This window comes from Bradyrhizobium sp. (assembly GCF_035484855.1).
Taxonomy (GTDB): domain Bacteria; phylum Pseudomonadota; class Alphaproteobacteria; order Rhizobiales; family Xanthobacteraceae; genus Bradyrhizobium.
In genome coordinates this window covers 26,481-39,475 of record NZ_DATHOP010000175.1, presented here as the reverse complement: position 1 = coordinate 39,475, position 12,995 = coordinate 26,481, and the positions used below count along the sequence as shown (strand labels likewise).

Below are 12,995 nucleotides of genomic sequence, written 5' to 3'. Positions count from 1 at the left end.
AGGCTCGCCCTCAACATCCTGCGAACTCACCCAGATCGAGCCTCCCTGCGGCGAAAAATCAAACGCGCCGGATGGGATAACGCCTTCCTCATGGCTGCTCTCAGCCATATGCGATAGCCCTGCCGCTTGCGGGGAGAGGTCGGATTGCGAAGCAATCCGGGTGAGGGGGACTCTCCGCGAGTCGAGCCTGTCGAGAGAGCCCCTCACCCCAACCCTCTCCCCGCGAAGAGCGGGGCGAGGGAGAAGAGGCGCTCCTGCATCTCACCCCCTGCGCTTCGCATTCACCGCGATCGACATCAGCGTGCGCTGCGCGATCACGGCGGCGAGGCTCGTCTGCTTGCGCATGTCCAGGGCTGCGGTCGCGAGCTGCTCGATGATCGACGCCAGCCGCGCCGGGTTGAAATTGCGTAGTGCGGCTTCGACCATCGGCTTTCGCGAAAAATGCAGGCGCGGGAAGCCGCTGTCGAGCAGGACTTGCGCCGGCGTTCCCTCGGCAACGGCCAGCGCCGATTTGTGCAACCACGCGGCCTGGCGCTGGGCCGATGAAATGATCATGCCGGGATAGGTGCCTGCGATCATCGCCTTGGCGAATTCGCTCTCGACCAGTTCCGGCTTTCCGGCAAAGGCGCCGTCGACGATCGGATCGAGCTTCAGCTCGGACGCGTCCGCCACCACCGCCATCACGTCGTCGAGCGTGACCTCACCCTTGCCGTGGGCGTAGAGCGCGAGCTTCTTGAGTTCGTTGCGGGAAGCCTGGCGGTCGCCGCCGAGCAGCGACAGCAAGGTGGCGCGGGCGTCGGGCGCCATGCGCAGATCAGAAATCCCCAGTTCATCGTCGATCAGTCGCGCCAGGTCGCGCTCGCCGTCGGGATAGCAGCCGATGGCGACTGCGGTTTTCGCTCGTTCGCAGGCCTTGCGCAGCGGCGACTCCGGGCGCAACTCGCCGGCCTCGATCACAATGCGGCAATCCTTCAAGGGTGATTCGGCCAGCGTATCGACGCCGCTGGCAAAACTGCGGGAGCCGGCGCGGACCCGGATCGCGCGGCGGCCGCCGAACAGCGGGATCGTCATCGCTTCATCGACCAGCCGCGACGGTTCGGCCGAGAGTTCGTCGCCGTCCAGTTTCACCAGGGAAAACGGATCGTTGGGATCATCGACCGCGGATGCCAGCAGCGCGTCGGCGCGCTCGCGCACCAGGCCCGCATCCGGACCATAGAGCAGAATGATCGGACGGCCCGGATCGGGCCGGGCGAGAAAGGCGTCGATTTCTTTTCCGCGAAGCGCGACCATTTTGGCCTATCCACCCGAGCAGACGTCATCCTGAGGTGCGAGCCGTCTTCGGCGAGCCTCGAAGGATAAAAGGAGACAACGGTGCGGCCATCCTTCGAGGCTCGCCGAAGAGGCTCGCACCTCAGGATGACGTTCGGCGGATGCGGCGGCGCCGGTCAAGTTCCGGCGGTGAAGAACGCCGCCAGCCGGGTCTGGATATTTTCGGCGATTTCCTGGGCGGCGCGATCCTCAGCGTCGCGGAAGGCGCGGGACCGCGCAAAGCGCTGGTAGGAGCCCGGCATGTCGTAGGTCACGCGGGAGAAGGTGGTGCCGGTCATCACCGATTTGTTGGTGCCGATCTCGATCAGATTGTATTGCGCGTCGATGCCGTAATTTTCGCTCGAGGGCAGCTCGGTGACGGGATCGAGGATCAGCGAAGAGCGGCTGGTGGTGAAGCGGATCACGAGTTTGTGGGTCGGCGTCGTGCCGCTGGCGGTGCCGTAAAGCTTGAATGCCAGCGCGTTGCGGATTTCCAGCCCGACCCGGGCCTCGCGCGAGGCGTTGGCCTTGTCGGTGGGAGGAAGTTCCACCCCCAACAGTTTGTCGCGCAAGCCGGGAGTGCCGTCGGCATGTTCGGCGTACATCGGCTGGAAGCAGCCCGCCGTCAGCGCCGCCAGGGCGGCCACGGCCAACAGCCGAGCGGCGATGCGGGTACTAGCCAACGACATTGACGATCCTCATGGGAACGATGATCACCTTGCGGACGGGTTTGCCGCCCAGGGCTTGTTTTACCGCATCGAGCGACAGAACGGCAGCCTCAATTTCCGGATTTTGGGCGCTGCTAGCCACTGTGACCTCACCCCGTTTCTTGCCGTTGACCTGAACCACCAGCGTCACCGTGTCTTCAACCAGCAAATCGCGTTCGATTTTGGGCCAATTGGCCTCGGAAACCAGGCCGGCCTGTCCCAACACCTGCCAGGATTCCTCGGCCAGATGCGGCATCATCGGCGCGAAAAGTTGAACAAGCATGACCGCCGCCTCGCGCACGCTCCACGCGAGGTCGGCCGATGGCTGACCCTCTCGCACCAGGATCTCGCCCAAGGCATTGGAAAATTCCCGGATATAGGCGAGGCAGACGTTGAAATGCAGTTTTTCGATGCCGCTGGAAACCTTGTCCAGCGCGCCATGCGCGGCCTTGCGGAGCGCCATTGCGTCGGCGCCGAATGCAGCCGGCCGCGCGGCCGGCGCGGTTCTGGCGAATTCGGCCGACTCGTTGACCAGCCGCCACAGCCGCTGCACGAAGCGCGAAGCGCCCTGCACCCGTTCGTCGCTCCAGATCACGTCGCGGTCGGGCGGCGAATCCGACAGCATGAACCAGCGCGCGACATCGGCGCCATAGGTTTCGATGATGTCGTCGGGGTCGACGGTGTTGCGCCTCGATTTCGACATCTTCTCGATCGGGCCGATCCTGATTTCTTCGCCTGATACGATCAGGCTGGCGCGGCGGCCGTTGCCGCCGGTTTCGATCCTGACTTCGGCCGGTGTGACGAAGCTGCCGTCGGCCTTCTGGTAGGTCTCGTGCACCACCATGCCCTGCGTGAACATGCCGGCGAACGGCTCATCCATGTCGATATGGCCCGTCGCCTTCATGGCGCGGGTGAAGAAGCGGCTGTAGAGCAGATGCAGGATCGCGTGCTCGACGCCGCCGATATATTGATCGACCGGCATCATGCGGTTCGCCACCTCGGGCGTGGTCGGCGCGCGCTCGTTCCAGGGATCGGTGAAGCGCGCGAAATACCACGACGAGTCGACGAACGTGTCCATGGTGTCGGTTTCGCGGGTCGCCTTGCCGCCGCATTGCGGACAGGTGACGTGCTTCCAGGTCGGGTGATGGTCGAGCGCGTTGCCGGGCTTGTCGAAGCTGACGTCTTCCGGCAGCACCACCGGCAGATCCTTGTCCGGCACCGGCACCACGCCGCATGTTGAGCAGTGGATCACCGGGATCGGGCAGCCCCAATAGCGCTGCCGCGAGATGCCCCAGTCGCGCAGCCGGAAATTCACCTGGCGTTCGCCGACCGGCATGTTTCCACGCACCTCACCTTCAAGGCGCTTCGCCACGTCTTCCTTGGCCTGCTCGATGGTCATGCCGTCGAGGAAGCGCGAATTGATCATGCGGCCGTCGCCGTCATAGGCGGTGTCCGTAATCACGAAGGTTTTCGGGTCCTGTCCCTCGGGACAGACCACGGGCGTATTGCCGAGCCCGTATTTATTGACGAAATCGAGGTCGCGCTGGTCGTGCGCGGGGCAGCCGAAGATCGCGCCGGTGCCGTATTCCATCAGCACGAAATTGGCGACATAGACCGGCAGCTTCCAGTTCGCATCGAAGGGGTGAATCGCCCTGATGCCGGTGTCGAAACCCAGCTTCTCCTGGGTATCGATGATTTCCTGCGCGGTGCCGTGACGCTTGGCCTCCGCAATGAACTCCGCGAGCTTTGGATTCCTCACAGCCGCGGCCTGTGCCAGCGGATGATCCGGCGCGATCGCCATGAATTTGGCGCCGAACAGCGTGTCATGGCGGGTGGTGAAGATCTTCAGTTCGCTCTCGCCATTCGGCGCGGTCGAAGGATCCAGCGCGAAGCGGATCAGCATGCCTTCGGAGCGGCCGATCCAGTTACGCTGCATCAGCCGCACCTTGTCGGGCCAGCGATCCAGCGTGTCGAGCGCGTCCAATAATTCCTGCGAATATTTCGTGATCTTGAACACCCACTGGTTCATCTCGCGCAGCTCGACCACCGCGCCGGAGCGCCAGCCGCGGCCGTCGATCACCTGCTCGTTGGCGAGCACGGTCATGTCGACCGGGTCCCAGTTGATCTTGCGCTTCTCGCGCTCGGCAAGGCCCGCGCGCAGGAAATCGAGAAACAGTTTTTGCTGGTGCTTGTAGTAGGAGGGATCGCAGGTCGCGAATTCCCTCGACCAGTCGAGCGACAGCCCGATCGAATGCAGCTGTTTCTTCATCGCCGCGATGTTGTCGTAGGTCCACGCCTTCGGCGCTACCTTGCGCTCGATCGCGGCGTTTTCCGCCGGCAGCCCGAACGCATCCCAGCCCATCGGATGCAGCACGTTGAATCCCTTGGCGCGCATGAAGCGCGCCAGCACATCGCCCAGCGTATAGTTGCGGACATGGCCGATATGGATGCGCCCGGACGGATAGGGGAACATCTCCAGCACGTAATATTTCGGCCGCGGATCGTCGTTTTTGGAGGCAAAAATCGCCTCCTCGTCCCACCGGCGTTGCCAGCGCGGCTCGGATTCGCGGGCGTTGTAGCGTTCGTTAGTCATGGAATCGCTGGGCTTTTTCGTGGATTCGGGGCCGTCTTCGGGACGGCGGACTAGGCCACAAAAGCGGCAGGGGGGTCAACGGGTTGGCTCGTCGGCCGGATGGCCCTGGAAAATGCGACCGCGCGCCGGCGGTTCTCATCACGGCGTGTTGATGGCCGCTTCAGCCGCCGTTCATTTGGCTTCAGTCAATATTCGCCTGCTGGGCCGCTCAAGCTCCGTTGATTGAACCAGATCGACCCCAAGTGCTACAGTTGAGCGAGCGCTAACAAGGAGCCGTTCATGCGCAGGATCATTTTCGCAGTTGCCGTTGCCATGGCTCTGACGGGCGCGGTGGCTGTTGTCGCCTCGATCGCCACTGCGGAGCCGGCCGTGGCCGGCTGCACGAAACGCTGCTAAACAGCGGGGCTGTCGATCATTTTGAGGCAGCCGGCTTGTGCGCCGGGCACGGGCTCTGGCTCGGCACGGTTGGCCACAGTCTGTTCGAGGACGCCCGCAGCACATCGACGAATTCCTTCACCGGAAAGATCAGATCCTTCAAGGTTTGCAGCTCGTGGGTCGGCTGGTAGCGGCCGTCTTCGACTGCGTTCTTGAGCGTGGCGATGGCGGTCGCCTTGTCCAGGCCGCCGGCATATTGCGCGATCGCATATCGAAACGAGGTGTCCGTGCCCTCCAGCGACTTTGGGTCGTCGCGTCCGATGTCGGCGTATATTTCCAGCGCCTGGGGAATTTCATTGTTCTGCAGCAGAACGTAGGCCAGCGTATCCCGCAGGTTCGACAGCAGCGAAGTGTATTTGCCCTTGTCGTCGCCATCCTGATTCAGTTTGTTGACGATGCAGACGGCCTGCTCGGCGGCTTGCTCTGCGCTGGACGGCAGATCGGTGGCCGCGCAGGGATCGGAGGGCGCCGGCTTTGCGGCGTTGACGTCAATGTCGAGCCCCCAAACCGCCTCGGTCCAGGCGAAGTCGTTGAGCGCGAGTGCCCGCTCGATCGTGCCCGCCGAACTTCGCTGGAAATCACCGATCGTCCGCTGAATGTCGTTCCTGAAACCGCGCGAGCTCCTGAGACTGCTCCTTAGCCTGTCGTCATCGCTGGCATTGGCGGGGGCCTGGTGCGGCGGCGCCAGTTTTTCGATTTCGGACCACGGCCAGCCCTGCGCCTGCCACCAGGCGGTCTTCTTGAGCGTTTCCTTGGTCGCGTCGTTCGACGTCACCGCCCAAAACGAGGCGGTGCGCAGATTGGCGCCGGTGAAATCGACGTCGCACAGGATCGCGCGATCGAACGAGGCTCGATAGAGGTCCGCCCCCTCGAACGAGGTGGCCGCAATTCTTGCCCCCCTGAACTGGGCCTGCCGAAGCACGGCGCCGCCAAAATCGTTGTCGCCGCTGCCGTCGAAGGAAAAGTCGCTGTCGACGAACGAAGCGGCCGGCAGAATGGCCCTTGGAAACGCCACCTTGCTGAATTCGGCGCCGGAGAAGTTCGGCGCATACAGCCTTAGCCTCGGCGCCGAGACATTCGCCAGTTTGATACCGGAGAAGTCGTAGGGCGGCAGCAACGGCTGAAACAAGTCCAGCCACTCAAGCGCCAACGCCGGATCGGATCCTTTCGTCGCCGACTGGACGATCAGGCGTTCGGAGGCCTTGAGCAGGACGCTGAAATACCAGAGCGCAGCGCCCGCTGCCGCAAGAGCGACCATGGCTCCCATGATTCCGGAATAGGCGATCGTCCTAATCCTGCGTTGATGGTCGACGGCTTTCTGGCTCGCCTCGACGAACTCGGCGAGGTTGGAGTCCTGGTCCTTGAATTTCGCCGCCTCCTCGATGGTCTCGCCGGTCAAGAGATAGCCGGGCTGCTTGCCGGAGTCGCGCCACTGGCGCGCCATCGCGGAAAGCCGGACCAGCGCGCGCTGGTCGACCTTGGGGGCGGGCGCCGGCGTCTCGGCGGCGGCGGGACTATCGGGCCGGCTAAAGGTTTGCACGGCGTCGGGCGGTGCCAGCATCACCGGCACGAAATCCTCTTGCGTCGCAGAGGGATTGCCGGCGAGCTCCGCACTCCAGAAATCGAGAATGCCCTGCGCGACGCGGCGCTCGCCGGGATCGACCAGCATCGCACCGGCTTTCCGCGCGTTCCCCAGGAATGTCCGAATCCGCTCGGCCACATCGGGGGATGACAGCGCCGCCGCCGCTACGTCTCTCAAATCCTGATGCGCCTTGCGCAGCGCGGCGAGGTTCGAAAATGCCGCGCCCGGCTGCAAGGCCGAAGACAGCGGCACCGCACCCGCGCCGGGCTCTGCTTCGACGGTCATGGCGCGAGCTCCTTCAGGATCTCGGTCAACGGCGCATCGATCATGCGCAGCGAACTGCAATCCTGCTTCAGCGTGTTGTCGATCGCGAGAAAGCGGAACCTGAACAGGTTCCGGTAGGCCTCGAAACGATGCTTGATCTCGTCGTCGAGCTTCTCCCTGCTCAAGCCGTCGTCGATTTCATCGGAATACTGCTGCGCCTGCTTCGCCCAGGGATCGTCCGGATCGAGGGCGGCAAGCCAGAGCACGCGGGATTTCAGCGCGAACCAATGCTGGCTGAACTCGGAAAATTCGTCGCCGCTGACGCTGAAGAAATCGGCGATCAGCGAGATTTCGTTTTCGGCCTCCTGCCACATCGACTGCTTCAGCGCGCGCGCGATCACCGTCGGCTTGAGTTCGCGCACCGCATGGACGAGCTCGGTGAAGGCGTCCTGGGTTTCGATGTCCAGCGGAAGGTCGTCCACCAGCGCCTCGAACGACAGCTCCTTCGCCGCCCTGAAGACCTGTGCGTTCAGTCGCGACAAGTGAAGCCTTGCCAAGCCCTGGATGGCATCGCGGGCGCTGAGGCAGGCAGCCATATCGGAGGCGGCGACTGCGGCCTTGAGCGAGGCGGCCAATGTCGCCAACTGCGAAATCCAGCTGAGCTCGACATCCTTGGAGCTGAGCAGCGCCACAACCGGCGGCGCCTGAGCCGCAATCTCGTCGCACTGGGCCAGGATGCCGGTGAAATCGTTCCCCGTGGCCGCGCCCGCCTGGGCCGAACCCGCGACCACGAGTTTCAGATGCAGGACGTGCAGATATTCGTGCAAGCACTTGTAGACGTACAGGTCGGCGATGCGCCGCCGGATCTCGTCAAAGGCATCGTGTTTGGGCTTGAGCTGATATTTCAACCCGGTGGGCAGCGGGGTGTTCAGCACCTCACTCAGATATTTCAAGGCGCTGGCGACCTGGCCTTCGATCTGCGGCAGGCTGACCAGGGTGTTGGGCCAGGTCTTCACGATCAGCATGCGAAGCTTGTCCTGCGCGATCGCGATCAGGATGAAGGTCAGGAGCCATCGCTCGGTGCCTTCCTTCTCCAGCTGGGCCAGGGTCTTGGAGATCAGGATCGCCCGCGGATCGTCCCTGGAAGCAAAGACGTTGTAGACGTCGTCGCCGGTTGCCTCCATCACGAGCTGTTCGATGTCCTGCTGGGTCAAGGCTGCGCCCATCGCTTCGACCGCCTTCTGACGCAATGCGGGTAGCGCTGGCATTGCCGCGATTCCTCCCTCTCAAGCCCCAAGCGCGGTTTCGAACCCGTCCTTGACGATGCGCTGCCGGATCAATTCGATCGGCACACCCTGGTTGAATTGAGGATTCTCCCATTTGGGATCGCCATAATGATGCAAGGCCACGAGATCCCAATCCATCGTGAACACCGGCGAGCCGGACGATCCCGGATCGGTGTTGGTCCGATAGCGGATCCGCGTTCCGTTGCCGTTCAGCCCGACCACGGCCTGGGTATCGAGCGCCAGCTTCATCGGCGTTCCCTCCGGATGCTGCACGATCAGAATCGGCGCATCGGCGGGCAATGGCAACACCGTTTTCGGCAGCGCGATCCATCCGCGCGGCGCGCCGTCGACTTGCTGCTCGCCGACCCGGCTCGCCAAGCGCATGAGCGCATAGTCCAGCTCATCCATCGTCGGCAGCGGATTGTCCGGATTGCCGGCCTTTTCGGCCGCGCTGTAGGGGTAGCCGTCCAGGCTGCCGGCGGCGTCGAGCAGAACCAACTGGCCCGCATCGGTCTGCCCATTGGGCAAGCGGACATAATCGAAGCGGCAGCCGAGCTGGCCGACCTTGCCGGCGTTCTTGGCGATCTCGAACACGTGCCAGTTGGTGAGCACCGTGTCGGGTCCTACCAAAAATCCGGTGCCCAGCGCGTTGCCCTCCAGTTCGACGCGGCAGACCTGCCGCTCGATCTTGACCAGTCGATCCTGCCATACCCGTACATCGAGCTTGGCGAGGTAGGGCCGTACGTTGCGTTGCAGGCCCGGCGCGATCGCATTGTTCGGTGCGTCGGCTTGCGGCGTGCCCGCCGTTTGCGCGGAAAGGTCGATTTTTTTCTCGGAAACCGCAACCGCGTCCGGAAAGTCCTTGGCGATTTCGGCGCGGACGTCGGGTCGTCCGGGCCGGTTGACATAGACATAGCCGAGGAAGTCGGACGTCGTCCCGCTGTCCTCCAGCGCGATCAGCAGTGCGCGGATCATGGGCTGCTTGGGCTGGTCCTTTGCGACATAGGCACTGAACAACTGGTCGCCCGTGCTGGCGTAAACAAAGGCCTGCAGGTCGTCGAGGCTCAAAGTGCTGTCGAGCAGTTTGGCGAGCCTCCTGACATCCTCTCCACTCAGTTTGCCCATGTAAACTTGCCCATGTAAATTCTTTCCGAGAAATGCCGCGCATGCTCCCGCAGCAGTGGAGCTCCACCGGAATCCGCGAAAGAGTGGCTTGGTACCGATCCGGCTCGGGCCGCCCTGTGGTCAAAAAGTTCTTTGCAGCACACGCCGCATGTGCGCTATAATATTTCTACCTTAGCGCGCGGCACAAAGGTCGGCAATAGGGCAACGCCTTCTGCCCTCGACGCGCCCGCACCTCGAGCGTCGTGTCAACTCGCCAACTGCACCGCGCTGTCGGTCAGCCGCACGAAGCCATGTTCGACCACGGCGTTGCGGCCGCGGTGCTTGGCGGCATAAAGTGCTGCGTCGGCCGCCTCGATCAGGTCGCCCGGCCGCTGGCCGTCGTTTGGACGGGTGGCGGCGACGCCGACGCTGACGGTGACGATCTGATACGACGAAGTGCAGTGGGGCATCGCGATCCCCTGCACCGCGCCGCGCACCATTTCGCCGATCTCGACCGCGCGGCCTGCGTCGGTGTTGGGCAGCAGCAGACAAAATTCCTCGCCGCCATAGCGCCCGGCAAAGCCCATGGTCTCCGCGGCGATGCCGGCCAGCGTCTCGCCGAGCCGGGTGAGACAGGCGTCGCCCTCGGGATGGCCATAGGTGTCGTTGAACAGCTTGAAGTGATCGACATCGATCATCAGAAGCGACAACTCGCAGTCATATTGCTGGGCCTTCATCCATTCGAAATCGAGCCGGCTCTGGAAGCCGCGCCGGTTGGCGAGCCCGGACAGCATGTCGATCGACGCGATCACGGTCAGCCGGTCGTTGGTGGCGACCAGTTCGCGCTCGCGCTGGCCGAGCTGGGCCGCCATCGCGTTGAAGGCGCGGGCCAGTGGCACGAATTCGGCGGGCAGCGACTTGCGCGCCGCGCGGTCTGCCCAGTTGCCCTGGCCGAACCGCTTGGCCATCGTGGCCATGGTATCGATCGGCTGTATGATCAGCTTTTCGGCCGCGATCAGCGCGCCGAGCAGCACGAACAGGCAGACGAATCCGAGTTGCAGATAGGCGGTGCGGATTTCGCGATTGATCGCAGCTGACACCTTGGCTCCATCGATGCTGACGATCAGGCGGGCCTCAGTGCCCGCGATACGCGCGAAGCTGACGATGCGTTGCGAGCCGTCCGCGGCGCTGAAGGAGAGCGATCCCTCGGCCCGCTCCGACCCGATCGCCTTCTCGGCGATCGTCGACATCAGCGGTATTGTATCCAGCGGACGGCCGACCATGCTGGCCTGGTCCGACGGAGCCGCCAGTACCGTTCCGGTGCTGTCGATTAGCACGGCAGAGACGCCAGGTCGTCCGCCGAGATTGTTCATGATCTTCGACATCCAGTCGAGATTGACAGTCGCGAGGATAACGGCTTCCACCTCGTCGTTGATTGCCGAAACCGGGTAGGCCGCCATCACAATCGGATTGTGGGTCGGTTTCGCGAACAGAAAGTCGCTCAAGACGAAGCCGCGGGTGTCGCGCGCCCTCCTGAGATAGTCCCGGTCACTGAGGTCGAGACCGACATACTGGTTGCTGGTCGAGCATTGTACCCGGCCGTCCTTGCCGACGATCAGCAGGGTGCGAATCCACGGCAGATTGGCCGGCAGGCTGGCACGCAGCATGTCGCAACTGCGGCTGACGCCTCCGGCCGAGGCGCGGATATAGGCGGCCGATTTCAGGATGGTTTCGACCGATGAGATGATTTCACGCTGGGCGTCGGCGCTGTGTTCCGCCAGCGCCGACGATTCGGCGGAGGCCGCCGCAATCTCTCTCGTCCTTGCATCCTCGAGCGAACGGGCGCGCTCCAGCATCAGAGGCGCCACCAGGATCAGCGCCAGCAATGTAAGCCGCGCGCGGATTCCGAGAAGCTGCTTGAGTTTCACTCGTTTGCGGTTGAAACTGACGCGTAACATCTTTGTCCCCCACCCCGCATGCAAGGTAAAGGGAATGGTTCAAGAAGCCTTTCCCGAACTCGGTAAAATTCGAATTACCCCGTAAAATTACGACCGACGGATGACATGACGCCGCAAAACCCCGCGCAGATGACCGCGCCTTTACCAAACGGACTCGCCAGTGTGGCGCAGGAGATCGCGCGCGCCTGCAGGGAGGCGCGCCGCGATCCTGCGTCGGTAACGTTGATCGCGGTGTCCAAGACCTTCGATGCCGACGTCATCCGGCCCACAATTGAGGCCGGACAGCGCGTTTTCGGCGAGAATCGCGTGCAGGAAGCCAAGGCGAAATGGCCAGGGTTAATGTCGGCTTACCCCGGCATCGCCTTGCACCTGATCGGGTCGCTGCAATCGAACAAGGCGAAGGAGGCGGTGGCGCTGTTCGACGCCATTCATTCGGTCGATCGTCCGAGCATTTGCGAAGCGTTAGCCAAGGAAATCACTTCTCAAAAGCGCGCCCCTGAATTGTTCGTCCAGCTCAACACCGGCGAGGAGCCGCAGAAGGCCGGCGTCGCGCCCGGCGAGGCCGACGCCTTCATCGCCGCCTGCCGCGACAAATACGGCTTGCGGATTTCCGGCCTGATGTGCATCCCGCCGGTCGACGATCCGCCGGCGCCGCATTTCGCACTGACCGCTGCGATCGCCGCGCGCAACGGCTTGAAGAATCTCTCGATGGGCATGAGCGCCGATTTCACGATCGCGATCCAGCTCGGCGCCACCCACGTCCGGGTTGGTTCGGCGATTTTCGGGCACCGGTAGAGCAGCGACTTCGTCGTCATCCTGAGGTGCGAGCCTTGCGGTGCACTTGCACCGCTGGGCGAGCCTCGAAGGATCGGCCGAGGAGAGACTGCCCTCACATCCTTCGAGGCTCGCCGAACGGCGCAAGAGCGCCGCTCAGCTCACACCTCAGGATGACGCCCGATATTACCGATCTACTCGAATCCGACCGATACTTTCCCAAGCGCCCCAAAATCGGCCGCGAAAATGTCGCCCGACGCAATCGGCAGCGGCGGATGGCAGGTGCCGGTGGTCACGACTTCGCCGGCGCGCAGGGTCAAGCCGAGCTGGCGCAATTCGTTGGCGAGCCACGTCAGCGCGATCCGGGGATCGCCCAGCACGTTCTTGCCGTGACCTGTGAATTGCCTGCCCCGCAGCGTGATGACCGGCCTCTCCTCGACGAGATCGAGCGCACGCCAGTTTGCGCTCGCGGGCGCGCCGAGCACGAACAAATGCGCGCAGGCATTGTCCGCGATGATTTGCTCGGCTCCCGCGCTGACGAAGTCCCTAAATCGCGAATCCGGAATCTCGATCGCCGGATGCAGCGTGCCCACCGCATCGAGCACCTCTCGCACCGTGTAGGGGTCGGATCGCGGCGGCAAATCCTTTGCCATGCGGAAGGCGAATTCGGGCTCGGCGACGCGCATTTCGTTTCCCGCCATGCTTGCCATGCCGCCGTCGGCAATCACGGTCTCGGGCAGGATGCGTCCGGCCATCGGACCATCGACATTGATGTGCTTCTGTCCGGCCTCGCTGGTGGCGGCGATTTTCCAGCCGAACAGTTTTCCGCTCGAATGATCCTGCAGTCTCGCCTGGATCGCGTAGGCTTCCACGCGGTCGTGCGGCCGCAGCGAGGCTTCGAGGTTTTCGAGCTTTGTCCCGGCGCGCCAATGATCGTGTAGAATCCGCGCCGCCGCCTCAATTTGATGTTTGTCCGGCATTTCC

9 protein-coding genes and 1 pseudogene are annotated in these 12,995 nt (G+C 63.4%); 2 read left to right on the top strand and 8 right to left on the bottom strand.

Annotated elements, in window-relative coordinates; genetic code table 11:
* Nucleotides 1-117: pseudogene (locus VK804_RS20015) on the top strand (ISAs1 family transposase); the annotation flags it as partial.
* Between the two features lie 144 nt (nucleotides 118-261).
* Here VK804_RS20015 and holA read toward each other — a convergent pair.
* The 7 genes from holA to VK804_RS19980 form a co-directional block, all read right to left on the bottom strand.
* Nucleotides 262-1,290, bottom strand: coding sequence for a DNA polymerase III subunit delta (gene holA / locus VK804_RS20010; protein WP_325373412.1), 1,029 nt, complete (start codon nucleotides 1,288-1,290; stop codon nucleotides 262-264).
* Between the two features lie 155 nt (nucleotides 1,291-1,445).
* Nucleotides 1,446-1,997 (bottom strand): LPS assembly lipoprotein LptE, encoded by a 552-nt coding sequence (lptE, locus tag VK804_RS20005; RefSeq protein WP_325373410.1) that lies wholly within the window; start codon nucleotides 1,995-1,997, stop codon nucleotides 1,446-1,448.
* Nucleotides 1,984-4,608: a leucine--tRNA ligase gene (gene leuS / locus VK804_RS20000; RefSeq protein WP_325373408.1), complete on the bottom strand. Its 2,625-nt coding sequence runs from the start codon at nucleotides 4,606-4,608 to the stop codon at nucleotides 1,984-1,986. The genes lptE and leuS overlap by 14 nt, the downstream gene beginning before the upstream one ends.
* Nucleotides 4,609-5,020: 412 nt before the next feature.
* Entirely contained in the window at nucleotides 5,021-6,910 is a 1,890-nt protein-coding gene (locus VK804_RS19995; RefSeq protein WP_325373406.1) for a pentapeptide repeat-containing protein, read from the bottom strand.
* Nucleotides 6,907-8,157 (bottom strand): hypothetical protein, encoded by a 1,251-nt coding sequence (locus VK804_RS19990; RefSeq protein WP_325373404.1) that lies wholly within the window; start codon nucleotides 8,155-8,157, stop codon nucleotides 6,907-6,909. The genes VK804_RS19995 and VK804_RS19990 overlap by 4 nt, the downstream gene beginning before the upstream one ends.
* 18 nt (nucleotides 8,158-8,175) lie before the next feature.
* Nucleotides 8,176-9,300 (bottom strand): serine protease, encoded by a 1,125-nt coding sequence (locus tag VK804_RS19985; protein ID WP_325373402.1) that lies wholly within the window; start codon nucleotides 9,298-9,300, stop codon nucleotides 8,176-8,178.
* 245 nt (nucleotides 9,301-9,545) lie between these two features.
* A complete protein-coding gene (locus tag VK804_RS19980) occupies nucleotides 9,546-11,237 on the bottom strand; it encodes a sensor domain-containing diguanylate cyclase (protein WP_325373400.1) in 1,692 nt (563 codons plus the stop codon).
* A 105-nt stretch (nucleotides 11,238-11,342) separates the two neighbouring features.
* On the opposite strand from VK804_RS19980, the gene VK804_RS19975 reads away from it, so the two are divergent.
* Nucleotides 11,343-12,032 (top strand): YggS family pyridoxal phosphate-dependent enzyme, encoded by a 690-nt coding sequence (locus VK804_RS19975; RefSeq protein WP_325373398.1) that lies wholly within the window; start codon nucleotides 11,343-11,345, stop codon nucleotides 12,030-12,032.
* Between the two features lie 173 nt (nucleotides 12,033-12,205).
* Here VK804_RS19975 and VK804_RS19970 read toward each other — a convergent pair whose 3' ends face one another.
* Nucleotides 12,206-12,991 (bottom strand): hydratase, encoded by a 786-nt coding sequence (locus tag VK804_RS19970; RefSeq protein WP_325373397.1) that lies wholly within the window; start codon nucleotides 12,989-12,991, stop codon nucleotides 12,206-12,208.
* Nucleotides 12,992-12,995 lie beyond the last annotated feature (4 nt).

Bases quoted from the DNA above. Each gene is read 5' to 3' on its own strand.
- VK804_RS19975 (WP_325373398.1), top strand. From the start codon at position 11,343: ATGACGCCGCAAAACCCCGCGCAGATGACCGCGCCTTTACCAAACGGA.
- VK804_RS19985 (WP_325373402.1), bottom strand. From the start codon at position 9,300: ATGGGCAAACTGAGTGGAGAGGATGTCAGGAGGCTCGCCAAACTGCTC.
- VK804_RS19980 (WP_325373400.1), bottom strand. From the start codon at position 11,237: ATGTTACGCGTCAGTTTCAACCGCAAACGAGTGAAACTCAAGCAGCTT.
- holA (WP_325373412.1), bottom strand. From the start codon at position 1,290: ATGGTCGCGCTTCGCGGAAAAGAAATCGACGCCTTTCTCGCCCGGCCC.
- VK804_RS19990 (WP_325373404.1), bottom strand. From the start codon at position 8,157: ATGCCAGCGCTACCCGCATTGCGTCAGAAGGCGGTCGAAGCGATGGGC.
- lptE (WP_325373410.1), bottom strand. From the start codon at position 1,997: ATGTCGTTGGCTAGTACCCGCATCGCCGCTCGGCTGTTGGCCGTGGCC.
- leuS (WP_325373408.1), bottom strand. From the start codon at position 4,608: ATGACTAACGAACGCTACAACGCCCGCGAATCCGAGCCGCGCTGGCAA.
- VK804_RS19970 (WP_325373397.1), bottom strand. From the start codon at position 12,991: ATGCCGGACAAACATCAAATTGAGGCGGCGGCGCGGATTCTACACGAT.
- VK804_RS19995 (WP_325373406.1), bottom strand. From the start codon at position 6,910: ATGACCGTCGAAGCAGAGCCCGGCGCGGGTGCGGTGCCGCTGTCTTCG.